This window comes from Methyloprofundus sp. (assembly GCF_965251085.1).
In the GTDB taxonomy this organism is placed as follows: domain Bacteria; phylum Pseudomonadota; class Gammaproteobacteria; order Methylococcales; family Methylomonadaceae; genus Methyloprofundus.
On sequence record NZ_OZ252594.1, the window covers coordinates 2,496,897 to 2,522,498 of the forward strand.

Annotated in this window: 26 protein-coding genes and 1 pseudogene; 22 read left to right on the plus strand and 5 right to left on the minus strand. The window is 41.2% G+C overall.

All coding sequences use genetic code 11. The features are described from left to right. Positions 1-51: 51 nt before the first annotated feature. The 11 genes from ACQY3F_RS11535 (at position 52) to ACQY3F_RS11585 (ending at position 11,187) form a co-directional block, all read left to right on the plus strand. Positions 52-1,860: a dynamin family protein gene (locus ACQY3F_RS11535; protein WP_428354986.1), complete on the plus strand. Its 1,809-nt coding sequence runs from the start codon at positions 52-54 to the stop codon at positions 1,858-1,860. Further along, a complete protein-coding gene (locus ACQY3F_RS11540; RefSeq protein ID WP_428354987.1) occupies positions 1,857-3,536 on the plus strand; it encodes a dynamin family protein in 1,680 nt (559 codons plus the stop codon). The genes ACQY3F_RS11535 and ACQY3F_RS11540 overlap by 4 nt, the downstream gene beginning before the upstream one ends. 3 nt (positions 3,537-3,539) lie before the next feature. After that, positions 3,540-3,905 carry a hypothetical protein gene (locus ACQY3F_RS11545; protein WP_428354988.1) on the plus strand — a complete coding sequence of 122 codons (366 nt, stop codon included), beginning with the start codon at positions 3,540-3,542 and terminating at the stop codon, positions 3,903-3,905. Positions 3,906-3,928: 23 nt separating this feature from the next. Beyond that, complete coding sequence (locus tag ACQY3F_RS11550) at positions 3,929-4,291, plus strand: hypothetical protein (protein WP_428354990.1); 363 nt, start codon at positions 3,929-3,931, stop codon at positions 4,289-4,291. 198 nt (positions 4,292-4,489) lie between these two features. Further along, positions 4,490-4,744 carry a type II toxin-antitoxin system Phd/YefM family antitoxin gene (locus ACQY3F_RS11555; RefSeq protein WP_428354992.1) on the plus strand — a complete coding sequence of 85 codons (255 nt, stop codon included), beginning with the start codon at positions 4,490-4,492 and terminating at the stop codon, positions 4,742-4,744. Continuing rightward, positions 4,734-5,021, plus strand: coding sequence for a type II toxin-antitoxin system RelE family toxin (locus tag ACQY3F_RS11560; protein WP_428354993.1), 288 nt, complete (start codon positions 4,734-4,736; stop codon positions 5,019-5,021). The genes ACQY3F_RS11555 and ACQY3F_RS11560 overlap by 11 nt, the downstream gene beginning before the upstream one ends. A gap of 1,015 nt (positions 5,022-6,036) precedes the next feature. After that, the gene (locus tag ACQY3F_RS11565) at positions 6,037-6,231 is read left to right on the plus strand and encodes a YgaP family membrane protein (RefSeq protein WP_428354995.1); all 195 of its coding nucleotides are present in this window, start codon (positions 6,037-6,039) and stop codon (positions 6,229-6,231) included. 58 nt (positions 6,232-6,289) lie between these two features. After that, the gene (gene rraA / locus ACQY3F_RS11570) at positions 6,290-6,775 is read left to right on the plus strand and encodes a ribonuclease E activity regulator RraA (RefSeq protein WP_428354997.1); all 486 of its coding nucleotides are present in this window, start codon (positions 6,290-6,292) and stop codon (positions 6,773-6,775) included. A gap of 7 nt (positions 6,776-6,782) precedes the next feature. Continuing rightward, on the plus strand, positions 6,783-7,736 hold the full coding sequence (ispH, locus tag ACQY3F_RS11575) for a 4-hydroxy-3-methylbut-2-enyl diphosphate reductase (protein WP_428354999.1): 954 nt from the start codon (positions 6,783-6,785) through the stop codon (positions 7,734-7,736). Between the two features lie 135 nt (positions 7,737-7,871). Further along, positions 7,872-10,898 (plus strand): SNF2-related protein, encoded by a 3,027-nt coding sequence (locus tag ACQY3F_RS11580; RefSeq protein ID WP_428355000.1) that lies wholly within the window; start codon positions 7,872-7,874, stop codon positions 10,896-10,898. Beyond that, entirely contained in the window at positions 10,882-11,187 is a 306-nt protein-coding gene (locus tag ACQY3F_RS11585; RefSeq protein ID WP_428355002.1) for a hypothetical protein, read from the plus strand. Before ACQY3F_RS11580 ends, ACQY3F_RS11585 begins: the two co-directional genes overlap by 17 nt. Before the next feature lie 22 nt (positions 11,188-11,209). Here ACQY3F_RS11585 and ACQY3F_RS11590 read toward each other — a convergent pair whose 3' ends face one another. The 3 genes and pseudogenes from ACQY3F_RS11590 to ACQY3F_RS11600 all read right to left on the minus strand — a co-directional run bounded on the left by ACQY3F_RS11590 (position 11,210) and on the right by ACQY3F_RS11600 (position 14,329). Beyond that, positions 11,210-11,443, minus strand: a complete 234-nt coding sequence (locus ACQY3F_RS11590) for a hypothetical protein (RefSeq protein ID WP_428355003.1) — start codon at positions 11,441-11,443, stop codon at positions 11,210-11,212. A gap of 104 nt (positions 11,444-11,547) precedes the next feature. Continuing rightward, positions 11,548-12,752, minus strand: a pseudogene (locus tag ACQY3F_RS11595) (ISAzo13 family transposase). 215 nt (positions 12,753-12,967) lie between these two features. After that, complete coding sequence (locus tag ACQY3F_RS11600) at positions 12,968-14,329, minus strand: IS1380 family transposase (protein ID WP_428352972.1); 1,362 nt, start codon at positions 14,327-14,329, stop codon at positions 12,968-12,970. 371 nt (positions 14,330-14,700) lie between these two features. On the opposite strand from ACQY3F_RS11600, the gene ACQY3F_RS11605 reads away from it, so the two are divergent. From ACQY3F_RS11605 to ACQY3F_RS11625, 5 genes are all read left to right on the plus strand, one after another. After that, on the plus strand, positions 14,701-15,060 hold the full coding sequence (locus ACQY3F_RS11605; protein ID WP_428355004.1) for an AbrB/MazE/SpoVT family DNA-binding domain-containing protein: 360 nt from the start codon (positions 14,701-14,703) through the stop codon (positions 15,058-15,060). After that, positions 15,060-15,464, plus strand: a complete 405-nt coding sequence (locus tag ACQY3F_RS11610; protein WP_428355005.1) for a type II toxin-antitoxin system VapC family toxin — start codon at positions 15,060-15,062, stop codon at positions 15,462-15,464. Before ACQY3F_RS11605 ends, ACQY3F_RS11610 begins: the two co-directional genes overlap by 1 nt. A 175-nt stretch (positions 15,465-15,639) precedes the next feature. Further along, complete coding sequence (locus ACQY3F_RS11615) at positions 15,640-15,891, plus strand: hypothetical protein (RefSeq protein WP_428355006.1); 252 nt, start codon at positions 15,640-15,642, stop codon at positions 15,889-15,891. Next, positions 15,891-16,271 carry a type II toxin-antitoxin system VapC family toxin gene (locus ACQY3F_RS11620; protein ID WP_428355008.1) on the plus strand — a complete coding sequence of 127 codons (381 nt, stop codon included), beginning with the start codon at positions 15,891-15,893 and terminating at the stop codon, positions 16,269-16,271. The genes ACQY3F_RS11615 and ACQY3F_RS11620 overlap by 1 nt, the downstream gene beginning before the upstream one ends. Before the next feature lie 235 nt (positions 16,272-16,506). Continuing rightward, on the plus strand, positions 16,507-17,691 hold the full coding sequence (locus ACQY3F_RS11625; RefSeq protein WP_428355010.1) for a patatin-like phospholipase family protein: 1,185 nt from the start codon (positions 16,507-16,509) through the stop codon (positions 17,689-17,691). A gap of 298 nt (positions 17,692-17,989) precedes the next feature. On the opposite strand, the gene def is transcribed toward ACQY3F_RS11625, so the two are convergent. Further along, complete coding sequence (def, locus tag ACQY3F_RS11630) at positions 17,990-18,529, minus strand: peptide deformylase (RefSeq protein WP_428355011.1); 540 nt, start codon at positions 18,527-18,529, stop codon at positions 17,990-17,992. Next, positions 18,526-19,320, minus strand: coding sequence for a DUF2797 domain-containing protein (locus ACQY3F_RS11635; RefSeq protein WP_428355012.1), 795 nt, complete (start codon positions 19,318-19,320; stop codon positions 18,526-18,528). The genes def and ACQY3F_RS11635 overlap by 4 nt, the downstream gene beginning before the upstream one ends. A 126-nt stretch (positions 19,321-19,446) precedes the next feature. On the opposite strand from ACQY3F_RS11635, the gene ppa reads away from it, so the two are divergent. The 6 genes from ppa to ACQY3F_RS11665 all read left to right on the plus strand — a co-directional run bounded on the left by ppa (position 19,447) and on the right by ACQY3F_RS11665 (position 25,434). Next, positions 19,447-19,983, plus strand: coding sequence for an inorganic diphosphatase (gene ppa, locus ACQY3F_RS11640; protein ID WP_428355013.1), 537 nt, complete (start codon positions 19,447-19,449; stop codon positions 19,981-19,983). Between the two features lie 1,168 nt (positions 19,984-21,151). Then, entirely contained in the window at positions 21,152-22,120 is a 969-nt protein-coding gene (locus ACQY3F_RS11645; protein WP_428355015.1) for a M14 family zinc carboxypeptidase, read from the plus strand. A gap of 51 nt (positions 22,121-22,171) precedes the next feature. Beyond that, positions 22,172-22,912, plus strand: coding sequence for an alpha/beta fold hydrolase (locus ACQY3F_RS11650; RefSeq protein WP_428355016.1), 741 nt, complete (start codon positions 22,172-22,174; stop codon positions 22,910-22,912). Between the two features lie 571 nt (positions 22,913-23,483). Further along, entirely contained in the window at positions 23,484-24,173 is a 690-nt protein-coding gene (locus ACQY3F_RS11655; protein ID WP_428355018.1) for a spondin domain-containing protein, read from the plus strand. A 59-nt stretch (positions 24,174-24,232) separates the two neighbouring features. After that, positions 24,233-24,784 (plus strand): sigma-70 family RNA polymerase sigma factor, encoded by a 552-nt coding sequence (locus ACQY3F_RS11660; protein WP_428355019.1) that lies wholly within the window; start codon positions 24,233-24,235, stop codon positions 24,782-24,784. Further along, complete coding sequence (locus tag ACQY3F_RS11665; protein WP_428355020.1) at positions 24,781-25,434, plus strand: NrsF family protein; 654 nt, start codon at positions 24,781-24,783, stop codon at positions 25,432-25,434. The genes ACQY3F_RS11660 and ACQY3F_RS11665 overlap by 4 nt, the downstream gene beginning before the upstream one ends. The last annotated feature ends 168 nt before the right edge of the window (positions 25,435-25,602 follow it).

Genomic DNA, 25,602 nt, shown 5'->3' on the forward strand with positions numbered 1-25,602 from the left:
TTTACCTCCTTTAGAGAAAGAAAACAGCAACTGCAGGACACTGCTACTAAATTGGCAGAAATTGTTGCAGCAGAATTAGACGGTCGAGATATTCAGCTACTAGAGAAATTTAATCGTGAATTATCTGCAGACTTATCTTTCAAGATCCTTTGTATAGGTGACTTTAGTTCAGGTAAGAGTACATTTATCAATCAATTTTTATTACAAGAGAATATTCTACCCGCCTTTCCTAAACCGACGACAACAAGACCCACTGTTATTCGTTTTGGTAAAACACTGAAAGCACATTTATATTTTCAAGATGGAAGCCAGGAAGAAGTCTGTGAAAATGTCGCACAGCGCCTACTTGAGACGGTCTCAGCTGGGGGCAGTGATGTTGAGAAAGTAAGCCATGTCATTCTGGAATCGCCCTCTGCCATGTTACAGGATGGTATAGAATTAGTTGATGCACCAGGTCTAAATGATCCAGATGCAGAGCGAATGAAGCAAACTTTTGATTATCTGCATAAAGCCGATGCGGTTCTGTTTTTTCTTAACGCACAACAACCCTGGACGCGTTATCAAAAGCTGTTTTTTGAACAAGAATTATTGAATAGGCAAGATATCGATAAATTATTTATCTTGGCAAATTACTGGGATCAGATAGACAATAGTGATCGGGCAGATGTTTTAGAATATTTGCAACAGCAATTGCAAGCGTCTTTAGGACTGACTTTTTCCGATAATGTAAGACAAAACCTTAGCAGCCTGAAAATTCTTCCCGTCTCTTCAAAAACGGGAGAAAATAGTGAACAGGTTAAGCAAACCATCTGGAAATATATTGCTGACCGTAAGTTTGAAGATGTACTTGCTATTAGGGTTCAACGCTTAAATAGCTATATTGACAACCATATTCAGTCTCTCGATAAGCAAATTATCCTGGTGAAACAGGACCGTAAGTCAAGAGAAAAACACCGTATCGCATTGGAAGCTGAAATCGCTGATTATGCCAGGCAGCGCGAACAGTTTAATCGAAACCTAAAACAAACATTAAAGCCTGAGTTTGAAGAATATAAAAGCACCATTGAAGACTTGTTTGAGCAACTCATCCAGCAGATAAAGATGATGACCAATCAAATACTCCAAAACAATCCAGATAAAGATGAAGTTAACCTATTACTAAGCTCACAACTTAGCCGCTTACAAGACAATTTAACTCGTGAAATGAAATCAAAGGAGCTCAGATTTCTGGAAAATATTAAAGACAGAATTGAAGAGCAAAAAGGGCTGATAGATTTACCTACTGATAGTATCGTTAATACTGAGGACTATTTTCTAAAATGGGATAGAGTTGCAAATATTGAAAATTTAGAAACAGCCTCTGTTGCCAGTGGTGCTGTGGGCATTGCCGGCATACTCCTGGGTGCTGGGACTTTTGTACAATCCGCAGCTGCGCCAGTAGTTTCACAGGGGGTTATTTCAGTATTTGGAGGTTGGCTGTTCGGCTCTACTACTGCAGCAACGACATCAAGTTTTATGGCGTTTGGTTTGCCCGGAATTATTATAGGTGCAACTGCTGTATGTGGTGCTTTCTATTTTAAACAGAAATCCGCACAAGAAATTATGCGACAGCTAAAAAATTCAGCCAGACAAATTGAACAATCAATGCTTGAGCAAAAGGATAAATGCATAGATTATATTGTGAATAATCAAAGTCAGAACCTTGAGCAGATTTGTATAGATGTTGATTATGAAATCAATCAAACTTATCAACAGAAGCAAACAGAATTAAAGCAGATCGATTCCATAGAGGATCAAGGGGCACAACTGGAAGCTTTGTCTCAGAAAATCACAAACATGAAACTGGAGGTCAATCCATGAGCGTAATGGATAAAACACATGCATTAAAAGATAATCTTCTGGCTGTCAAAGCACGCAAAATTCGTACAGTCTTAGATGGAAAGCACCCGGAAATTGACTTTTTACTCGACCGCATAAACCACACGATTACGCAGCCCATTACTGTAGCAATAATGGGCGAGTTTAGTGCCGGAAAATCAAGCTTTCTAAACAGACTACTAGGCATTGATGCCTTGCCAGTTTCAGTACTCCCTAAAACAGCGACATTAACACGACTAGTGTATGGCACTGAAGCGGCTGTGGAAATTGACTATGACTTTGACGGTAAGCTTATTAGCAAACACCACTCAGGATATGAAATATTTAGCGAGTTACAACGTGCCGCTAAAGTCAATGACCCCGTGTTTCTACAAGAGCTAGAACGGATTCGTGAAGTCAGGGTATTTGTAAATAACATTATCCTCACTAAATTACATTTACTTGATACTCCGGGTTTCAACCATGATCAGTCTATGGATGATAAGAGCATTAGCGCCTTGGCGAATGCAGATATAGTCATCTGGATTGGCGATTATAATCAGCTGGCAAAAAAAACAGAATTCGAGAAACTTGCAACTATTCAGCAGCGGATCAAGCGACTCTATTTGATAATCAACAAGGCAGATGTGCATATATCCGATAGCGCAGCATACCTAAGTGCAAAGGAAGAACTTACAAGCAATTTAGCAGACAATGCTTTTCTGAATTTTTTCCAGAATGAGGATATTCACCTTATTTCAAGTCAGGCAACAGACCCATTCTGGGATGGGAAATTTCAGCAATTTGTAGCGCATTTTAGCCAGGTAATTCTAAATGCCGACCTGAAACTCTCACTATCCCTGATAGAAGAGCAAGCAGAAAGTCTTAAGCAATTATTAAAAGATGAATCTAACCGCTACACGCAACTCCAGCACCGCTTAGTAACATTTGAAGCACAAAATAATGTTGATTTTCTTATTGCGCGAGACCGGAATGAGTTATTTTTCCGTATTGGAGATGCAGCGTCCGAACTGTGCATAAGTCTCGGTAGCTACTGCCAGAAGTGTGCTGGTTTAAATACCAAGATAATTTTTTCAGCGAATTCATTTGTCGCTGATTACTTAATAAAGGATCTTTATGATCAATTTTTAGCTTTACAAAAGGATTATGGCAACTTTTTAAATGAGTGGCAGAATCGTTACCGAGAAGAGCTACTGATAGTGCTGGAACAAATTATTGCTTTCTTACCCAGCAATCATCAATCTTTGATTGATCGGGTTAATACCTTAATCGCCTATTATCGGCTAGACGATACCGACAATGATGATTCTTGCCTGCATTACCTGCCTGCAACAGATAGGACAATTGAAATACTTAGATTAATGGGTATTAAACATTTCGATTCAAACCCCTCTGGCTCAAGCGCCCCCATTACCTTTAAGTTAGAATTGAATGTCTTAAATGATGGAATTCTCAACTTAAATTCACCTTCAAAAAAAATACTCTTTAGTCAATATATTGCAAATAATATTTCTGAGTCGATTCTGGAAAGTTATCAATCAGATATTAGTCATATTATTTCTAACCGTATTGTTAAAGGTATAGTTGCCGAGTTAAATTCAATTAGTGCCGATGCTATCAAGCAACTGGATACAGCAACGCAAATTATGACTGAGTAAATTATGCAACTACCATTACAGCTTACTAAAGAAGAACAGTTGGGTTTTATGCGTGCACTTTACTCGGTTTTTTATCGTGATAAGCAGATTAATTCCACTGAACGCCCTGTATTAAATTTATTAAATCGATGTTTCGATATGTCTACCAGCGATTACCGGCATTATGTTCATGTTAATGTAGGTGATATAACTAAAGAAATAAATGCTATTGCTGATGTACGAGTGCGGATCTATTTTATGAGGGTTATCCACGATGTTTATCGCAAAGAAATAAAGCACCTGTTTACTGGCCAGGCAGCCGATCATGCAAAGAAATTTAAAATAATATATCCTTTTTTGCAAGAAAATATCGATATAAAAGGATCATAGGTTTTATTTAAGCCAGGAAAATCATGCAAAAACCTTTACAACTTACGCAAGAAGAAAAACTGCGCTTTATGCGCGCACTCTACTCGATTTTTATTCGTGATGGTGAGCCTAATGATGCTGAGCATCCTGTCCTACGGTTACTAAATGAATGTTTTAATCTATCCATAAGTGAATATCAGCATTATGTACATATTAATGATGCTGATATTGCGAAAGAAATTAATGCTATTCAAGATGTACGGGTGCGGATCTATTTTATGCGAATTATTCACGATGTTTATCGCGAAGAAATCCAATATTGGTTTAAAGGCCCTAATACGGATGATTCAAAACGCTTTGCCTACATGTATGGGTATTTACGTGAACAGATCGATTTTGATAGTTAAGTTTTCTTAACCTTATGGTGTATGTTGCTATATTCCACCTTGTGATCATTTATACTCGCATCTATAAAAAATAATGATTGGTGTAGGCTAAAGCCTACTCCCCAATAAGCGGTATAGCTAAAAATAGCTGGGCGTTGTTATCAAACATAAAAAAGACCTATAATTAGTCTTATATTAGGTCCTAACGAAGGTAATATAATGAGTAAGATAAATAGTATTTTGGCAGATAGTTCAGCAAGCATTTCTGAGCTAAAAAAAAATCCAATGGCTACTGTTGCTGGTGCGGATGGCTTCCCTATTGCAATACTTAACCATAACCAGCCTGCTTTTTATTGTGTTCCAGCTGAAACGTGGGAGTTGATTGTTGATCGCCTGGAAGACATTGAATTGGCAACTATTGCAAATAGTCGCATGGGGGGTGAAACTGTCGAGGTTAGCTTAGATGACCTTTAAGCTTAAATTCGACAAGCGAGCACTTAAGGAGTGGCGTAAATTAGATGCTGTTGTTAGAGACCCGTTTAAGAAAAAACTTGAGGAACGACTAAAACAACCTATCGTTAAAAGCTCTAGGGTGTCTGGTGCTGAAAATTGTTACAAAATTAAATTGAAGGCAGTGGGATATAGATTGGTATATCAAGTTATTAATGATGAAGTGGTTGTTCTGGTCTTGGCTGTTGGTAAACGTGAGCGAAATACAGTGTACAAAGTTGCGCTAAATAGAGTTCAGTAAGAATGAAATATATTTCCTTATATTCCTTAATTATATCCTGATATATTTGTGATTGGGGTGATAAATATAATCACGCTCAGCACAAGCTTCTCCATTGGAGAAGCTGCTTATTCTGATGCCAGTTAGCATCCGATTTTACCGGACAGTTACACAGAATTATTGACAGGGTCTGACCAACTAAAACCGTCCTTGTTTATGTGTCAATCCTTGACCCTGATATTTTGTCAAATCTAAACCATCAAAAATTAACAGGATAAATTACCTCAAAATAACTAAACTATTTTACCTGCACACAATCGGGTAAAATACCCGGTAACTAAACTTCAGCATTAATTTATGAAAAATTGAGGTAACTACTCAGCGTATAAAAAATCCAGGACTAATGAGTTATCTTTTTTTCTCAATTGGGGCGCAGGCTTTAGAAATCGTGAAAGTATGATGCGTAGCTTTGTTTTTTCGCAAGCTCATCCACGGCACTATTTGCGTGTAGGATGGGTAGAATGCAGTGCCTTTTAGGCACGAAATGAAACCCATCGAACATCGAAGTATTGGTTTTGATGGGTTTCGTGCCTCTACCCATCTACACGCAATACTTTCACATTCTCTAAAACTTTGCTTACGGGTCTGATGCCGTTTAACAAAACGGCCATGGTACAGACTTCGTGTTCCAAACAGTGACTTTCTTGACGAAAACCGTGGCTATGCTAATGTTTTTTTCCAGCGGAATCAGAGTCCATAATATAAACACGGGCTTAGCAGAAACCCTGGTCAAGAATAAAGTCTCAGTCGGAGGCAAACTGGAGTTTATACATCCTGTTAGAAATCATGATATTATCGTGTAACGCATGGAAGATATGCACGGACATGAAATGTAGGAAGCACCAGGGGCGGATATGAAGTTAAAATCCCCTTCCCTTCTTTTGAAAATAAACTGGGCTTAGGCACTTGGAAATAAATAAGCGTCCAATATTTGCTTCCAGGTACCTTACTTATCCAGATATATAGAGGCAAAACTATGACACCTAATGTAGGCGGAATTGATAAAAAAATCAGAATTGCTGCAGGAATAATCATTATGGCAGCGGGCGCATATTTTCAATCCTGGTGGGGTGCAATAGGCATTGTTCCTCTAGGTACAGCCTTAATCAACTGGTGCCCGGGCTACTTCCCATTTGGCATCTCCACCCGAAAAGCCAGTAATACAAAATAAAAGTGGCATAAGGCAAAGACTTACAACCTATGCTTTCTAGCACTGACACCATCACCTCATGACATTCACCACTGCCGACCTTTGCGATAAACACTCTTCAGAACCTGGGTTTCAAATAGCTGAGCCTATTTTCAAATCGTTCGGCATGGAACACAACTTTTCCGGCCAAATCAGTACTGTTAAAGTATTTGAAGACAATATACTGATCCGCAGCCTATTAGAACAACACGTGAGCAAGCGTATTTTAGTGATTGATGGCGGTGGATCTCAGCGCTGTGCATTACTGGGTGAAGACCTTGCAAGCCTTGCCTATCAAAACGGCTGGCAAGGCATTATTAATTATGGCTGCATACGCGACTCCGACGAAATTAACAAACTAGCCATTGGTATTCGCGCGTTACATACTCATCCATTAAAAAGTCATAAAAAAGGCATAGGAGAACGTGATATCACCTGTGTGTTTGCCGGTGTACATTTTAAAACTGATCATTATCTGTATGCGGATAATGACGGCCTTATCGTTTCTCAAAATCCATTAACATAATAAAACCATGAAAATTGAACTTGCTAACCCTAGAGGTTTTTGTGCCGGTGTAGACCGCGCCATTGAAATCGTTGACCGCGCTATTGAAGCATTTGGCGCACCGATTTATGTCCGCCATGAAGTGGTACACAACCGAACTGTCGTTGACGGCCTTAGTGAAAAAGGGGCTATTTTTATTGAAGAATTAAGTGATGTCCCTGAAGGCTCTTATCTTATTTTTAGCGCCCACGGAGTATCCAAAAAAGTACAGAAAGAAGCCGTCGAAAGAAACCTGACAGTATTCGATGCCACCTGTCCTTTAGTCACTAAAGTTCATATCCAGGTTGCCAAACATGCCAAAGCTGATCGAGAAGTTTTCCTGATCGGCCATGAAGGTCACCCTGAGGTAGAAGGCACGATGGGGCAATATGAAAAATGCACTGAAAATGGTGCCATTTATCTGGTTGAAACTCCCGAAGATGTCAGAACCCTTAAGGTTAACAACCCTGAAAATCTGGCCTATGTTACGCAAACCACGCTTTCTATGACCGATACCAGCATTATGGTTGATGCGCTACATGAGCATTTTCCGCATATTCAGGAACAAAAGAAGGATGATATCTGTTACGCCACTCAGAATCGTCAGGATGCAGTACACGACCTGGCTGAAAATGCAGATATTATTCTGGTTGTTGGCTCTACTAATAGCTCCAATTCCAATCGTCTAAGAGAAATCGCTGAGCAACTGGGCAAACCAGCACACCTCATCGACACTGCAGCAGACATGCATAAAGACTGGTTTACTGATGTGAATGTCGTAGGCGTTACAGCGGGCGCATCTGCTCCCGAAGTGCTTGTTCAGGAAGTCATTACCCAACTACAGGACTGGGGCGGCGAAACAGCGACTGAGATTAAAGGCATAGAAGAGAAAGTGGTATTCACTTTGCCTAAAGAATTAAAGTTACATATGGATAATCGTTAATTCACATTTCCTGACAATATAGGTAGAGCGAACTTTAGTCCGCTATTGCTAACATTATAACCAGTAGTATCGAAAAAACTGCTGGTTGTAGTCTGCTCTACCTCACCCATAAATTCACCGCGTTAACCTCCCATCATGCCTAGCGACTTCTTCCTCTACGATACCGAACAATTAAATACACTCGCAACAGCAGAAACTGTAAAACAAGGTCTAGCCTATTTTACTGAAAATCGCGTTTTTGCTTTAAGCGTAGCTGATGATCAGCTCACCTCTCAGGTGGAAGGCTCTTTAATAGACCAGCCTTACTGGGTGGAATTGACTAAAAATAGTGATGATGAGCTACATATAGAGTGTGATTGTGATGCACAAGAAAAAGTGTGTAAACATGCGATTGCAACGCTCTATAGCTATGCTGAGGACTGCCTTAATAAAGAGCAGGAAAACTTTGGCGGCGCAGTTGATGAGGCAGTAAAAGAACGGGTAAAAAAAGGGCGCAATGAAGTCAGTGTTAAACTCATCAGTGGCAACCTGGCTTTTGGCATGTGGCAGGCTAAATCCATTATTTCTGCTACTTATCGACCGACTACCTACCATGTTTATATCCGTTCCCTGGAGCAACGCAAGAATTATTGCACCTGTCCTGATCTGGCAACTAATCGCTTAGGCACCTGTAAACATATAGAAGCCGTCTTGCACTATGCTAAAAAACAGCCAGCATATGAGGAATTATCAGCATTAGGCGCAGCTGTTTCATTTGTTTATTTAGCCTGGGAATCAGCAACTGAACCTGTTCTTCGCCTACATAAAGCGCACAATATTGAAGCAACCCTAAGCGAGGAATTAGCTGAGTTTTTTACCAGTGATCACCGTTTTAAAGGCCGCTTACCCGAGGATTTTAATTACTTTGCCGAGAAGTTCAGCAGCTATGAAGACCTGGATATTGGCGATGATGCCTTACTTTATGTACGCCAGTATGCCGAGGATGCGAGCCAGCAAATAAGGGCTCAGGAAATTTCCCGACAGATTATGCAGGCCAAGGGTGTTCTCCCTGGCATTAAAGCACGCTTATTTCCCTATCAATCTACTGGCGTCGCCTTTTTAGCATCACGCGGCAGAGCCTTATTAGCCGATGATATGGGGCTAGGGAAAACCATTCAGGCAATCAGCGCAGCTGTCTGGCTAGCTGATCATTCTGGCGTTAAAAAAGTCTTGATCGTATGCCCTGCCTCTTTAAAACATCAATGGGCAAGAGAAATCGAAAAATTCTCCTCCCAGTCCGTACAAATAATACAGGGACCAGTTGAAAACAGACAGGTACAGTACCGTGCCGATGCTTTATTTTATATCGTTAACTATGAACTGATATTACGCGACTTAACCGTAATCAGTGAAACCCTGAAGCCAGACTTACTGATATTAGATGAAGCACAAAGGATAAAAAACTGGCGTACCAAAATTGCGTCTACGGTTAAATTAATTTCCTCACGTTATGTGTTTGTATTAACCGGTACGCCACTGGAAAATCGTATTGAGGATTTATACAGTTTATTACAAGTGGTTGATGCACGTGTTTTGGGACCTTTATGGCGCTGTTTACTAGATTTTCATATCACTGATGAGCGTGGCAAAGTCATTGGCTACCGTAATTTGTCCGAGCTACGCCAGCGTATTAGCTCAGTAATGTTAAGACGCAATCGCAGCCTGGTTAGTGATCAGCTTCCCGATCGAACTGAAGTGCGTCTGGATATTCCTATGACCCAGGTACAACAGGATATCCACGACTCAGCCATGTCTGGCGCAGGACAGCTGGCTAATATTGCGAAACGCAGGCCTTTAACCCCCAGTGAATCAAACAGATTAATGGCCGCATTACAACAGGCGCGTATGGCCTGCAATGCTGCTGGCCTGGTTGATAAAGTGACCCAAGGCTCACCCAAACTTGACGAAGTCTCGCGCTTGTTAGAAGAGCTGTGCTTACAAAGCAATCAAAAAGTGGTGGTATTTTCCCAATGGGCCATGATGACCGAAATGGTCGAATCAATAGCACATTCTCTAGGTCTTGGTTTTGTACGTTTACATGGCGGCATACCCACGCATAAGCGCGGTGAATTAATGGATAAATTCCAGAATGACGATGCTGTGCAGGTATTTATCTCTACTGATGCGGGTGGTGTGGGCTTGAATTTACAGTCGGGTTCAGCGCTGATTAATCTGGATATGCCCTGGAATCCAGCAGTTCTGGATCAACGTATTGCGCGTATTCATCGTTTAGGCCAGAAACAGAAAGTGCAGATTTTTCTGCTATTGGCAGAGCACTCCTATGAACAGCAGGTCGCAAGCCTGGTAAAAGGTAAGCGTGATCTGTTTGATAATGTGATCAGCCCTGATGCAACAGAAGATGTCGTGGGTGTCTCTAAAAAAATGCTGCAAAGTATTGTTGATGATTTAGCTGAACCTGCGTCGCCAGAATTAGCTCTAGCAGAGACAGAGCAGCCAGAAGAGCTTGTAGAAACAGCTCAGAACCAGACTATAGATGGCAAGATCAGTTTAGAGCAACATGAAGACAATAGTGCGACACATGCATTAATTAGCCAGATTCAAACTAGCTTTGCTCAGCGTATTGAGCGAATTTCAGCTTCAGGCGGTGGTTTACTCGTGGTGCTAAATCAGAGTGATTCAGCTGATGAAGACTTAGCAGACAAATTATCTACCGCAGAATTACCTGTGGTGGTGATAGAGGCCAAAACATTTGCTAATCTACAGCGATTAGGAGCCGCCTCCCCAGTTGCTGATGCACAGCTTATTTATCAAGCTGAAGAAAAGCCGCAAGAAACCATCAATCCACTAATTAAAATAGCGCAGGATAAATTACGTTCTGCCGAAGTTCTGGTTGAGCAGCAATGCTATGCCGGGGTCATGGAGATTTTAGCCACAACTAGCCTGACTGTTGCCGCCATTGCCAGCGACCAACAACAAGTACCTCAGCTGGAAAAAGCTACGGTATGGCTATACAGCGATGTTTTACCACAACAGTTAATGACCGCTGAGCAAATCGCAACCATAGTCCGGGTTATTGCTTTAAGTCAAAATATTGATGTGCCTGATGCATTGGTACAACAATCATTGCTCGATACGCAGCTATTATTTGCGCAATACGGATAAAGCGATAAAACAGATAAAACTCATCTGGGCTTTGCCATTTGTTTTTACTATGCAGGGCTTGAAGAATTCCCCCTTCCTCTCTGTAGGGCGTGGCTTTAGCCCGCCTTATTCAACATTCTCTGATTATTGGCGGGCTAAAGCCACGCCCTACGCACAACGGATATCAAAAGTATCAAGGGGCAGCCAGTTTGATTTTATAGCGAATTTAACCATTACCGGGCTTGTCCAACAAACGGTTCAGTTCGTGGCTTCGCGCAGCGCGAAGCCACGAACTGACCTTATTCGTTAGCACTTTAGTATATATTTAATCATTACCAACTATTATCAATTTTTTCTTGCATAGTGCTTTCATATGAAGATAACAACGCTTTTACATCTTTCTCAGCGTCATCCTTTGTGTACAAAGTGTATGGATTACCAACTGCATACACAAATGACTCAGGTGTGATTGTTATTTTACTAGCGCCATTTTTTACTCGGATCTTTATAGTGGCATAAGCGTAGTGCGCAGGCTCGTATTGATTAGCCGCAGAAACTACGCCCAATAAATACCTTCCAAATGCAATTTGGGGTCCAATTTGGGGTCACAATTTGGGGTCAGGCCTTTGGTTTATGATTCTTATCAATACCACTGACTGTCGATTAGGACTCAGGATTTAATTACTTCCGGAACTATGGATTTCTTAGGGATAGCAACATAGTTCCATTGCGGTAAGAATTCGTCAAATTGAATTCGCATGTTTTTCTTGAAATCACTCGCTACTTTACGTCCTGTTTCAAATGTTTTTTCTATAATACTAGTGAATACTTTCAACCCTGTCGTTGTCTTGGTTTTAGCCATATACTCATTAACTACTTCAACCGTTTTGAAAATGACTCCCTGGCAGGCTCTCGTTATATGAGGAAAAAGACGGTGCTCTATCGGGTTATACTTGGATGTGTATGGTGGATAGTGAGCAATTCGAATTTTAATACCCAACTGATCAGATAGTTTTTGAATTCCTTCTTTAAAGAGGTAATAGCGAGCATTGTTGCTACCCCCACAGTCGCAAAGCAACATGATTGCAGACGCTCCTTCATAGTCTCGCTGACCATGCTCCAGCCACCATTTTCGAATGCATTCACAGGCAAATTCTGATGTGTCATGGCTTATACCCAAAGTCATATAACCCACATTACTGTTGATATCATATAGCCCATGCGGAACCACTTTGCCAGTTGCCTGTGACGCAAAGTCATGATCATTGACTCGTATCGTTTCATTTGTATACAGCTTGCCTGAACGGTAGAAGTTGCCAATTAATTCTTTTTTTTTACGTCCATACTTAACACTGGGTTTCCTTCTGAGATATATTGTTGTTTGAGGTCTTCAATATTCTTAAATTGCTCATCTCGTTGTGGAATATTCTTTTTTCCAGCTTCAACTTTGAATGCTTGGCGGCGACGAAATCCATGTTTTTTTAGGAGTCTATCAACGACTGTAACACTTACTTTAAAGCCACGACCTTTCAATTCTTCAGCAATGGAAGGTCGGGATAGGTTTGTCCACTTAATCGTTTCATCCATGGGCGATCCTGCTGTATTGTTTTTTAAGAGATCTAAAAATTCGTCATCTAACCCTTTTGTAATGGCTAGTACCTCCTTTCGTCCTGCTCCCTTTTGACGAATTCTTTTTGTTTCACTTGAAAACTCAGTGTTTAACTCCCTCTGACCTCGGATAATTGTCTTGTCATCACATTGCAAAATGCCACTTATATAAACAGTTCCCCCATAACCTAGTTTAGTTGCTTCTATAGCAGCATATCGACGACGATCCTTTTCCGATAAGCTATTACCTAAATCCTGCAAGCCCATATTTTGACTCTCATTAACCTGTCTAGCTAAGTGGTTATTAGGTTTTTACTGCCGCTTTGCCAGCCCTCTTTGTCCAACCGATCAAAATATCCAGATTTAAATCATAAATAGAGGAAATTTTTTGTATCGTATGGATATCCCCCGAGCCCAAGGCAATAAACACCCTGCCAACGTGCCATGACCTTTTAATCAAAGTGACTTAACTTCGGTTAATGTTAAGCGAGTAACCCCACCTTAACCCAATCATCCCATTCCTGTGGATAGAGCGGATCTGCAGGTGTTCTGACTCTCAGCTGATTATTGCCTGTGAGTAATTTTCCAGCCACCCGAATCAGATAAGTACGAAGTGTATCCGGCTCCCATTGGCACAACGTTTTGTTGCCACTCAATTGAGCCATCCAGCGCACGGTATTGTAGGCAAGAACGGCGCAATGAAATAATGCGGCATTAGCCAGAAATTGATTCGTTCTGATTTTACCTAAACCCATTTGTGATTTTGCTTCTTCAATCCATGTTTCGCACGTCGCTCGTTCACCATACTTCTTATGTGTTTGCCAAGGCGATAGAGGTTCAGTTGTTACATAACAAAAATAGTCATATTCTGCCGTATCCCAAAGCTCGGACTGAGGTCCTGTCACTTGTTTAGGTTGCTTTATCCTGACCGCGACAAACTGACGAGAGCGAGACCAGCCACCACAACGATATTGAAACTCGCTCTGCTCCCAACCGGGTCGGCCTTGTATGGCTGTCCAGGCCTGTTTGGCCAGCAATGCGTTCAAATTCTTAAGTTTAACCTTTATTAGATACCCATGCCCTCTGGTATCGAGAAATTCAAGCAAATCACCGACAAAATAACCACTGTCACCGCGAAAAATAATGCGCATCCGATTGGGCAAGTGTGCAAGTAACTGTTTGGTAAATTCTACAACACCATTGCTTGTAAAGGCATTGCCTGTCCGGAACCAGGCTTGTAAAATTTCTTTTGTTTCCGCTAGAAAAGCGAGTTGTGGATGGTATGAACGGGCACCTTTCTTTTTGGGGTTGAAGCCTTTGGCACTTCCTTCTTGTCGACCACAAACGGTGTCCACAGTTGAATCGACATCGACCCACTGGACGGATTGTATGCCAGTTTTCGATTTTCCGGAACGAAGCAATCGCCGCCAGTGTTGACCACGCAAAGTATGCGTGAGCGTTTCAAACTGGCTTATCTGCCTATCACTTACTTCTTTAAAGATCCGTAAAATTGTGGTTTCAACAGGAATCTTTATCCAGCCAGCTACTTTGCGCAGTACGCTATCTGCCCATACGGTCGTCACCTTTGCCATTGATGTTGCTCCCCCCATCATGCCAACCAACGTCAATAGAACCACATCAGATAAGTGATGGTCTGCATTTTCACCCCGCCGATGTGGAACGCTTTGTTTTACGGTTTTTTCAAAACCTATCCTGTCTAAATATTTCACGACGGGAATCAGTCCCGCCTGGCTTGTCAATCCATGTGCTGTAGATGTCATTTTTACCGTTCGGGTACGGTTTCTTACGTGAGATGAGGATTTTGATACTTTAGAGGGCTTCATTAAAACAATGAGATAGTGAAATCAGGAAAATGATATTATATCATTGTTTAATAAGGAGTTTTGTGGATTATTATGTATAATGCTTGCAGGATTTAGGTATTATAAAAGTTGTGCATTTGTTGTTCAATTTCTGAGGGATAGGCTTGTATAATCATAAGTGATAGGATACTTTAACTTATGCTCATAACCAATTAAAAATACAACTAAGTTACGGAAGTTATTAAATCCTCGTTCCTTAGTGAAGTTTAAAATAATCCCCAACCTCTTTTAAGCTATATCACCACCCTCAGTAAGCCGCAATGATCGCGTCGTTTCGTGTTTTTACTACTTTGCAAACAACCCAGCTGGCTCCCATGAACTTCTAGCCTGCTATGCAACTGTTTTCCAAGCACTCCTGTGATACCAAAATCCTGCGTCATTGTTCGGATATTATTAAACCCTCGCCTAAGCCTTGCGTATTTCCTTATTTAACTTTACCATTCAACTATCGATTCAAAAAAGGTAAAGCCATGTTGCAAGCTAAACTCTCCAGCAAATTCCAATTATCTATCCCCAAAGCCATAAGAAATGATTTGCACTTACAACCGGGTCAGCAATTTACGCTGATAGCACGAGGTAATATTATTGAGCTTATTCCTATGCGTTCAATTAATGAAGCCAGAGGGATGCTGGCATCGTGTGAAGTTAAGGATTTTTCCAACTATCGGGATAGACAAGAAAGAGCGTTGTAATGTTTTTAGTTGATACCTGTGGCTGGATTGAATGGTTAACCAATGGGAAACTCAGTGACCAGTACGAACCCTATTTTAATCAAATCGATTCTATGATTGTGCCCACGTCAGTTCAATTTGAACTTTACAAGTGGGTGGCTCGCGTCAGTAGTATTCAACAGGCATTAGAAACCATTGCTTTAACCGAACAAGCGACGGTAATTCCCCTATCGACATCTATTGCGCTCTCTGCAGCTGATTTTTCAGCTGAACATAAACTGTCTTTTGCGGATTCTATTATTTACGCAACGGCTCAATTTAATCAGGCAAATCTGGTTACCTCTGATGACCATTTTAAAGGGCTAGTTGATGTTGACTATTTTGAAAAAAAATCTATTCATGATATAGGAATAACCCCCCACTGACTAATAAGTAAGCTCAGTTTTTTGGCAAATAAGAAAACACGGGGGCCGAATTGCGAATTTAAAAGTAGCTGTCAGAAAGCAAACAACACATGATCAGAATGCTATTAGAACAAACCCTTTTGGTTTCAACTTATAACTAGCAAGGTACCTAATTAAACCTACTAAGGAGACTACTATGCAAGTAACTATCAATATTCCTGAAAACCTACCAGAAGCCGTTATTCAACAGCAAATAACTGAGTTTGAGGGAAAATTAAGAGAGCAGGCTAAACTGATAACACCTATAGCAAATAATAAAAAACAAAAATACCAAGCCATTATGAATATCGCTAAAAAGTGCTCTAGCTTACCTACACTGGATCATCGAACATCTGATGAAATTTTAGGCTATGAGAAAAGTGAAATGGGCTTATGGGGTGATGAGTAGTGGTAGTTGACTCATCTGTTTTAATCGCTATTTTGTTACAGGAGGCTGAAGCAAAACGTTTTACAAAATTTCTGATTGATGCGGATAGTGTTTACATTAGTGCTGTCAGTATTGTTGAGTCCTCAATGGTAATTGAATACAAAAAAGGGGAGCAACAATACGATGAGCTTTTAAAGACCATTACTCCAACAGTAGTTTCTTTTGATGTTCAGCAAGCTACTTTAGCGCGTATTGCATGGAGAGCATATGGAAAAGGAAGACATCCAGCAAAATTAAATTTTGGTGATTGTTGTAGCTATGCTACTGCGAAACACTTAAAGCAACCATTATTGTTTAAAGGAAATGATTTCTCTCAAACAGATATTGAAATCGCCTCTTAAACCTCTATAAAAATTGCTATGGATGGTATTTTAATAATGTGAGCAGGAAAAAAACAAAAAAAAAGTAAAAAAAATGGGGTCTTGCATTATAGCACTTGCAACATATACTACTGCGCGTAGCAAGCCCCTTTTAAAAAAGGTAACGTTCCTCTTTGTTTTTTACTAAATTGAATACATTATTGATGTTCATTCCTAATTAAAGAATAGCGCCCCCTTTATCTTACAAATTAATATTATGAAATCACGAATATTTAAATGGCTGCTTGCATCTGCCCGTCGCTTGGCTGGCTGTTCTATTGTAGAGCGACACCCTGTACCACAAGAACTTACCAACTTTGCAAATATTCCCGACGTTCCAAACGCGCGTTTCTGGGGTGACGAATGGCCTCAATATGCAAAAGACTTTCTTGAAACATACACGGAAGCTGATCTTCTCCAACATTTTTCAGGTATTTATAATAAGCCGCATAATTATCTTGCCATTTCAGGCGGTGGAGCGAATGGTGCCTTCGGCGCAGGTCTGCTTTCAGGATGGACGGCTTCTGGAACGCGCCCTGAATTTACCATGGTAACTGGAATTAGCACCGGATCATTAACCGCTCCTTTAGCTTTTCTTGGTGCAGAGTATGACGAGCAATTGAAAGAAGTATACACAACCATCCATACCCGAGATGTTGTCAAGAAAAATAATATTATTGTTGCTGCACTTGGAGATTCGCTATCTGATACCAAACCGTTGAGGCGTTTGATTGCCAAAAATATCAATATTGACATCATTGATGCCATTGCAAAGCAACACCAGAGAGGTCGACGCTTGTTTATTGGTACTGTCAACCTGGATGCACTTCGCTCCACTATCTGGAATATTGGCGCTATTGCTGATAGTAATCATCCAGAGAAAGTAAACCTGATTCACGACATACTACTTGCATCAGCCTCTATACCGGTCGCATTTCCGCCAGTATTAATGCCAGTGACCTGTAATGATCAACACTTCGATGAAATGCATGTGGACGGAGGTGCCGGAAGTCAGGTATTTATTTACCCTGCAGGAATAAACTGGAGGGTAGTTGCAAAAAAACTCAAAGTGCAGGGAGAACCTAAAGTGTTTGCTATCAGGAACTCTTTTTTGCAGCCGGATTATAATGGTAAACAACGAGGTGTACTTCCCATTGCATCGAGAACCATTGCCTCATTGATAAGAACTCAGGGCGTTGGCGATCTATATCAAATTTATACCCTTTGTAAACGTGATGGCAATGATTTTAATCTTGCTTATATACCGTCAACCTTTACCGAAGATCCTAGCGAAGGTTTTGATCCCGTATATATGCAAAAACTCTTCGATCTGGGTTACCAAATGGCACAGGAATCATACCCTTGGGAAAAACACCCTCCTGGTTATAATATTGCTCAGTAAAGCAACGAAATCAAATATCTCCAAATGTGAAGAACTAATAAATAAAGCTGTTTCGCTTCCAATTGAAAAACGCACATTAGTGGTTGATTCTTTATTTCAAAGCGTCAATCAATCAGAATCTGATATTGATGATAAATGCAGAGTTTTTTCTTTTTTTCTCTGTAGGGAGTGGCTTTAGCCCGCTATTAGCACGTCTTTGAGAATTGGCGGGCTAAAGCCACGCCCTACGAACTATTTTACTTGTTTCCGTTATAGTAAGAAAAACAAGTTCTGCTATTTATCATGCATAGCAGCACGCTCAATCCTTGCCAGAACTTGCCATTAATTTAGCAAACTCCACTTCGGCAATGATATCCCGGTTATTCTCCACCCGATCCAGATAAACCAGGCCATTAAGGTGATCATATTCATGCTGAAAAACACGCGCTATAAAGTCTTCAAAAACCTGACTAATAGTCTCTCCTGCCGTATTTGTATAATTCACTTTAATCCTAGTATAGCGTGGTACTTTAGCGCGTATCCCCGGTATGCTTAAGCACCCTTCCCAGTCTTTTTCCTTTGTTTCACTCAGCGCTGAAAATTCAGGGTTAATCATCAGCACAGGTTCCATTTCAGGCGCATAAGGATAGCGTTCCGAAGGCCTGGAGGCAATAATCATCAAGCGCCAGGATGCTGATATTTGTGGTGCGGCTATACCTACGCCATTGGTATCAGCTAAAGTGGTAAACATATCAATGACAATGGACTGCATCTCAGGTGACTGAATATTTTGCACTTCTTTGGCCTGTAAACGTAGGACTTGAGCCCCTAACTGCGCTATTTCACGTACCTGGCTCATGCCTCAAACTCCACTTCATATCCGGTAAATTTGCGAATATTAATCACCCCGGTATCGAGCAATAAATACTGGCCTTTAATACCTTGTAATACCCCTTCTACCTCAGCCACTTTATCAAAATTAAATGACTTTACTTTAACGGGGTACTGCTCAACCGGGAACTGAATATCAATCACTTTTTCTTCAGGCAAAAATTCAATAGCCTGATCACCAAACTTTTCAGTTATTGCTGCTAATTGCTCCTGACATTCAGCTAGCAACTCATCACGCCTAGTTATCAAATCAACGGGTTCTTGTAGGTTTTTTAACATCCTCTGCCAACTGGTTTTATCACTGACATGCTCAGCTATGGCAATCTCGGCTAGACCGGAAATATAACGTGACGCTACCTTTAATATGGGTAAAGCCTGCACCGCTCCCTGATCGATCCAGCGAGTCGGGATCTGGGTATGCCGGGTAATGCCTACCTTAATACCCGATGAATTTGCTAAATAAACATAATGCGGCTGAAAGCAAAACTCCTCACCCCACTTCGGTTCTCGACAAGTCCCCGCATCATAATGACACAACTCAGGCTTCATAATACACATATCGCATTGCGCCAGAGAGGTAAAACAGGGATAGCAAAAGCCTTGATTAAAACTCTTTTTAATCGAGCGCTGACAGTGCACACAAAAAATCTTGCCGGTATAGCGAAGCTTAATGTGTTTGCCTATATAGGGATTTAATTCTATCAACTGCTCACCTAACGGTAAATGATACTTTACCGGCTGTTGTAACTCAGTTGTCATTTTACGCAATGTTCCCAGCACTTACTCCACCTTTCAAATCAGAATTAAACAAATATCAGCATTCAAAGTATAAAGAAAATGCGTATAATTACATAGTTATTAATTTTTCACAGATAGAGAAACACTATGTCATTTACAAACGTCACACCTGGTAAAGATGTCCCTAGTGATATCAATGTTATTATTGAGATCCCTGCTTACAGCGACCCTGTAAAATATGAAGTAGACAAAGACACTGGAGCCTTAACAGTCGATCGGTTTATGGGTACAGCCATGCAATACCCTGCTAATTATGGTTATATTCCAAGCACTTTATCTGATGATGGTGACCCGGTTGATGTACTGGTTATTACTCCACACCCGATTATAGGCGGTAGTGTTATTCGTTGTCGCCCGATTGGCGTACTGAAAATGTCTGACGAAGCGGGTGAAGATGCAAAAATTTTAGCCGTACCAGTACAAAAACTGACTCAGTATTATAATAAAATTGAGACTTATCTGGATTTCCCCGAAGCAGAGTTAGATAAAATTTCGCATTTCTTTGAGCATTACAAAGACCTGGAAAAAGGTAAATGGGTTAAAGTTGAAGGCTGGTTTGGAATTAGCGATGCTGAAGCCGAAATTCTGGCCAGTATTGAGCGTTATAACAACACTGGTAATTAAACGGTAACATTAAACATTGCAAAATAAAGTAACCCAACATATTTCTTTTGTCGGGTTACTTTATTGCAACACAAAAAATCCCTAAGGAACGCGCACGGAATAAGTTTGGTAACTGGCGCAGGATTTATATTCATATTCAAAGCCTGCCCCGCACTTGATACGGGGGCGTAGAAATACGGCGCGCGCAACCTTAATCATAGGCTTGGCCGTTTCAGCATTTCCGCTTCCCCTCTCATCCCGGACAGTCGGATTTCCCGAATCCGGTTAGCAGCAGTAGCTTTTCCCCAAGGCCCTTCCCAATAATATCCAACGTTTAAGTGCTCACTTACTCACATACACTCAAGATAATCCTAGAAAAATCAGTTGCTCACGTTTTCTAGTACTATTGCTCCTACCGCAATATTTCAGCTTTGCTGATATATCAAGCAAATGTGGCTTTTACTTCCACGCATATTTTGGTGTGTTACCTCACCAATCAGTGGATATACTTACCGTCCGTTTTCGGGCAACTGACGGTAAGAGGACTTTCACCTCTCTAGATTTAGCGGCCTTATTGGCTGTTCCCATAGCTAGCTACGTAACAGTTTCAGCAACGTAGCTATTGGCAAAAACTCAGCCGCTAGAAATCCGCATCCGTGACCACGCAAAGTATAACTGCTTGCAGATTATGCAGAGAAACAGAAGAAATTTCGTAACTACTCAGCGTATCTGATAGTTACGAAATTAGATTGTATATTTCCAGCCAGGTACCAGAGAAGCAGATATTTGATAAAAAATACCCTGATGGAACAAGCGTTTTTTTGTAGGATGGGCAAAGGAGGTACGACGTGCCCATCATGTTTTCGTTGATGGGCACGGATGAAGCCCTTTGCCCATCCTACAGTGTTTATTTTACTGTCACTACTCAGCATGTCTGAGTAGTTACGAAATTTCATTTTTTTAAACCGGATAAGCTTTTTTCAATAGTATTTCTGGGGATTTTAGGAGCAAATACAAAAGTCGGAACGAAAAGCTAAACTATGTGCTCCAGGTGCATTCACTGTCCTTTGTGGTGGTCATTTTTATGTCTTAAATTCCCCCACCTACCTTTTTGCAATACAACTGTAACAATAACATCTTAATTGCTGGTTAGAATAGGCGCACCTTCCTTATTGAAATATAAGCTTAAATGACCCGCTCCCCTTTTCCAGATAACCTTACTGAATTACAGCAAATTGAAGCGATCATCCAGAGAGATCATAAACAACTTCTCTCCTGCCAAACTCTTTGCCATGTTTCCCATCTAAACGAAGCACTGCCTATTTATGCTTTAAGCCTGGGTAATCAGGCAAAAGATATACCCAGTATTACTTTTATTGGAGGCATTCACAGCCTGGAACGAATTGGTACTCAGGTTGTTTTAGCCTTTCTTGAAACATTGCTGGAGCGATTACACTGGGACCAATGTTTTACAGATATATTGCAACGCGTACGCATCAATTTTCTGCCGCTTATCAATCCTGTGGGGATGATAAATCATACACGCTCCAATGGTCAGGGCATTGACTTAATGCGTAATGCTCCCGTTGACAGCATTGAAAAAACTATCTGGCTGGCAGGGGGACATAGAATTTCTCCTACTCTTCCCTGGTATAGAGGCAAAGAAAATGAGCCTATGCAGCGGGAAGCACAAGTGCTAGTCAATTTTATTCAGGAACAGGTTTTACCCTCTCCTTTTAGCGTGACTCTAGATTGCCACTCGGGTTTTGGCTATCACAATCAAATCTGGTTCCCCTATGCCAAGAGCCGCATAGAGCCAATTAAACACCTGGGGGAAGTGTATTTTTTACGCAAGCTGTTTATGCAGACTTACCCTTATCAGAATTACCGCTTTGAGCCCCAGTCCCAACATTACCTAACGCATGGAGATTTGTGGGATCATCTATATCAGCAATCTTTGGCACACAATAATATATTCTTACCGCTAACACTAGAAATGGTTTCCTGGCGCTGGGTGCGCAAAAATCCGTTACAATTACGTAAATCGATGGGACTTTTTCACCCCGTAAAACAGCATCGGGTTAACCGGGTATTACGCGGACATTTAGTGCTAATGGAATACCTGCTCCATGCGACCTTGTCTTATCAAAATGGTTAACTGAAAGTCACACCACTAAAATAGAAAAAGAAGCTTTAGCACTTTGGTATCATGAAAAACTCTAACTTTTGCATAGTACTTATTCGCGGCTTATTACGTGAGGCCAGGCACTGGGGAGATTTTCCCGGTTTATTACAACAACAGTATCCCGACGCTCAGATTCTATGCCCTGACATTCCAGGCAATGGCTCGTTAAATCACCTAACCAGCCCAAATACGATCCCAGGCATGACCGATGCCTTGCGTAAGCAGGTATCTACTCACACGCCTATATATCTGATTGCCATTTCAATGGGAGGTATGATTGCCATCGACTGGATGAACCGCTACCCAACCGAGGTCAATTCAGCTGTCTTAATTAATACCAGTTTGGCAAATTTCAACCCATTTTATCAACGCCTGCGCTGGCAAAACTATCATAAGATTATCCCGCTTCTATTTGCTTCCAGACTCAAGCGCGAGAAAATAATACTAGCGCTGACATCAAATAAACATGCAAACAACTCTAAATTACTTGCCAAATGGCAGCAGTGGCAGATGGAAATCTCTGTTTCAGCTAGCAGTGCCATCAATCAACTTCGTGCTTCTGCATCCTATTCTACGGGGACTAAACCGGAGCATCCTATGCTGTTTATTAGCAGTTCAGCCGATCGCTTGGTAGATTACCACTGCAGCCTGAAACTCCAAAATAACTGGCACAAGGATTACCAGCAACACACCACTGCAGGACATGATTTACCACTGGATGATCCAGACTGGCTATTGGTAACCATAAGCCAGTGGTTCCAGTAACAATAAGCCCCCTTCATATTACTGACATATTGGATCATTACACTGCTTAGATAGAGTGTGTATCACTTAGAACTGTAATCGTAAAGCGAACTAAAACCTGCTCTACAATCACACCGCTATTAATCCTAGAAAAATCAGTTTCTCACGTTTTTTAGCACAAGCCATTGATTCCACAGCACTTGCAAAAAATATCCGCTTAACCTATGGGTAAAGCTAAAATTTTTTGAACGTATTATATTAATTCAATCATCTTGCTCTATAAATTCTCGCTCAACTGATTTTCCTAGGTTCAGATAACCTAATCTCTCTGAAAACAATAGGATACTTATTACGGTTCGTAGGATGCTGCTGAGGAACGAAGCGCATCATTCGCGATAGATGCGCTTCGTTCCTCAGCAGCATCCTACCTATTTTAGTCTCACCTTATTATCTTTGATGAATTGCTATGCTTTTGATTTTATTAGGTTGGGGTCAGGTGTTCTGAGGTTAAAACAATTAATTTTTTTTAATTTGTAACATTTTCTCCCTGCTGCTCGTATTAGGTTTTTAAAACAAAAAAGGAGCTACACCCATGATATTTCGATTACCCCTAGCAATTGCATTACTAGTCTCTTCAAGCCTGGCGTTGGCAGACAATGGTATGCAGCAATATGAAGTCTCGGTAACTAACATCACTAAAGGACAGACATTCACCCCTATTCTGGCAGCAACCCATACTGATGCTGTCAGTTTATTTACCCTCGGCCAACCAGCAAGTGCCTCTCTGGCCTTATTGGCGGAGGCTGGAAATACTGATGCCTTGACGGCTGAAATGCTTAGCTTTCCCAATGAAATAGGCCATGTGCTTACCGCACCTATGCTACTACACCCTGGGGAAACAAGAACTTTCGAAATCAGCGGACATCATAACCATCATAATTTGACCATAGCCGCCATGTTATTACCAACAAATGACACTATGGTTGCCCTGACTGGGGTAGCTTTACCTAAAAAGGGCTCAACTTCCTACCTGGCACGCGCCTATGATGCAGGAACTGAAGCAAATGACCAACTGTGTGCACACATCCCAGGACCTCTTTGCGGCGGGGAAGCTGTCTCAGAGGCAAGTGATACTGATGAAGGATATGTTTACGTGAGTAATGGAATTCATAATATCGGAGATCTCGATCCTGCAACTTATGATTGGCATAATCCGGTTGCATTGATTACTATTAAAGCAATGCATAAAAATAAGGGTAAAAAAGAAGAGCATAAACATTAGACGTTAAAAAGGTCATCACACATTGTTTTGTCATAGGCAGTGTGTGATACTTATCGACTATGGCAGATACACTCAAGGACGAACAGCGCTGGTCACAATTGATGGGTAATGCCCAGCAAGGGGACGAGCAGAGTTATGCACAGTTACTAGAAGAACTGGGCAGGGTCATTGCCGCATTTTTACGCTCTCGGTTTGGTCCGATTGATTTAATCGAAGACTGCACCCAGGAATGTCTTATCGCCATACATTCTGCCCGGCATACTTATGACACAAAAAGGCTATTCCGCCCTTGGTTTTTTGCCATTGTGCGTAACCGAACCATTGATATGTTACGTAGCCAGAAATCTTATAAGACTGCCTTAGAAAAAAATAGACTGGGGCATATTGAGGGAACCTCTTCCCCTGTTGAGGATGAGGTAAACAAAAGCATGGTATTCTCTATGCTTGCACCAGCCTATCGTGATGTCTTATTACTAACCAAAGTGGCTGGATTCACCACCGCAGAAGCGGCGGAAAAACTAGGATTATCGGAAAGTGCAGTGCGCGTGCGTGTACACCGGGGAATTAAGGAGACACGCAAAATTCTACAAAACGAACAGATAGAAAAATGACGCACCAAAACCGGCTCGATTTAATCAAAGAACTTAGTACCAATGTGCCATCCGTTCGCCCCAGAGGTAGTGTGTTACTACCTGCGATACTCTGGTTCTCATTAAACTGGATCTATGTTATTTCTCTAAGTATTTATCTAGGTCCGTTAAGACCTAATGCAATCGAGTCTCTCTTAATATCGCCCCAATTTGCTTTTGAATCCTCAATCGGATTTATTTCGGGCGCACTCTTTTGTCTCATTGCCTTTCAAGAGTCAATTCCCGGAATACGCCGACAATGGCTCATCTATTTAACTTACTTTAGTGCACTCTTCTGGATTAGCTGTTATGTTTTCGGACTGTGGTTTCCTGCGCTTGAGCCTTCTTTAATAGGTAAACGAGCACATTGCGTACTTGAAGCCTATCTTTATAGCATTCCACCTCTGAGCGTCGCTTATCTTATAATCTATCGACGATTTCCACTCAACTCCCTGCAAGCAGGTGTTTTTATGGGAATCGGGGCAGGCATGCTGCCCGCACTTTTTATGCAATTTTCCTGTATGTATGACCCCCAACATATGCTGACTCACCATATAGGACCTATCACTATTACGGTTATTGCTGGTGCTTTACTCGGTGTGGTTTTCAAGAAACAAAGCAACCTAAAATAAGCGTTTACTCTATTACTCCATCACACTTGTGTTGACGTGTAGGTTTTTTTGTAGAGCATACAAGGTCAATCACCCTGGATTCTCTGAAAAAATAACAAACCACGAAGGACATGAAGAGCACGAAGAAAAACCAATATGCTATCCCTTCGTGCTCTTCATGTCCTTCGT

Excerpts from the sequence above, each read along its gene's own strand:
- def (WP_428355011.1), bottom strand. The coding sequence starts at position 18,529 with ATGAGCCAGGTACGTGAAATAGCGCAGTTAGGGGCTCAAGTCCTACGT.
- ACQY3F_RS11655 (WP_428355018.1), top strand. The coding sequence starts at position 23,484 with ATGATATTTCGATTACCCCTAGCAATTGCATTACTAGTCTCTTCAAGC.
- rraA (WP_428354997.1), top strand. The coding sequence starts at position 6,290 with ATGACATTCACCACTGCCGACCTTTGCGATAAACACTCTTCAGAACCT.
- ACQY3F_RS11580 (WP_428355000.1), top strand. The coding sequence starts at position 7,872 with ATGCCTAGCGACTTCTTCCTCTACGATACCGAACAATTAAATACACTC.
- ACQY3F_RS11540 (WP_428354987.1), top strand. The coding sequence starts at position 1,857 with ATGAGCGTAATGGATAAAACACATGCATTAAAAGATAATCTTCTGGCT.
- ACQY3F_RS11555 (WP_428354992.1), top strand. The coding sequence starts at position 4,490 with ATGAGTAAGATAAATAGTATTTTGGCAGATAGTTCAGCAAGCATTTCT.
- ACQY3F_RS11610 (WP_428355005.1), top strand. The coding sequence starts at position 15,060 with ATGTTTTTAGTTGATACCTGTGGCTGGATTGAATGGTTAACCAATGGG.
- ACQY3F_RS11600 (WP_428352972.1), bottom strand. The coding sequence starts at position 14,329 with ATGAAGCCCTCTAAAGTATCAAAATCCTCATCTCACGTAAGAAACCGT.
- ACQY3F_RS11565 (WP_428354995.1), top strand. The coding sequence starts at position 6,037 with ATGACACCTAATGTAGGCGGAATTGATAAAAAAATCAGAATTGCTGCA.
- ACQY3F_RS11615 (WP_428355006.1), top strand. The coding sequence starts at position 15,640 with ATGCAAGTAACTATCAATATTCCTGAAAACCTACCAGAAGCCGTTATT.
- ACQY3F_RS11550 (WP_428354990.1), top strand. The coding sequence starts at position 3,929 with ATGCAAAAACCTTTACAACTTACGCAAGAAGAAAAACTGCGCTTTATG.
- ACQY3F_RS11560 (WP_428354993.1), top strand. The coding sequence starts at position 4,734 with ATGACCTTTAAGCTTAAATTCGACAAGCGAGCACTTAAGGAGTGGCGT.
- ACQY3F_RS11665 (WP_428355020.1), top strand. The coding sequence starts at position 24,781 with ATGACGCACCAAAACCGGCTCGATTTAATCAAAGAACTTAGTACCAAT.
- ACQY3F_RS11650 (WP_428355016.1), top strand. The coding sequence starts at position 22,172 with ATGAAAAACTCTAACTTTTGCATAGTACTTATTCGCGGCTTATTACGT.
- ACQY3F_RS11635 (WP_428355012.1), bottom strand. The coding sequence starts at position 19,320 with ATGACAACTGAGTTACAACAGCCGGTAAAGTATCATTTACCGTTAGGT.
- ppa (WP_428355013.1), top strand. The coding sequence starts at position 19,447 with ATGTCATTTACAAACGTCACACCTGGTAAAGATGTCCCTAGTGATATC.
- ACQY3F_RS11645 (WP_428355015.1), top strand. The coding sequence starts at position 21,152 with ATGACCCGCTCCCCTTTTCCAGATAACCTTACTGAATTACAGCAAATT.
- ACQY3F_RS11660 (WP_428355019.1), top strand. The coding sequence starts at position 24,233 with ATGGCAGATACACTCAAGGACGAACAGCGCTGGTCACAATTGATGGGT.
- ispH (WP_428354999.1), top strand. The coding sequence starts at position 6,783 with ATGAAAATTGAACTTGCTAACCCTAGAGGTTTTTGTGCCGGTGTAGAC.
- ACQY3F_RS11605 (WP_428355004.1), top strand. The coding sequence starts at position 14,701 with ATGCAACTGTTTTCCAAGCACTCCTGTGATACCAAAATCCTGCGTCAT.
- ACQY3F_RS11545 (WP_428354988.1), top strand. The coding sequence starts at position 3,540 with ATGCAACTACCATTACAGCTTACTAAAGAAGAACAGTTGGGTTTTATG.
- ACQY3F_RS11625 (WP_428355010.1), top strand. The coding sequence starts at position 16,507 with ATGAAATCACGAATATTTAAATGGCTGCTTGCATCTGCCCGTCGCTTG.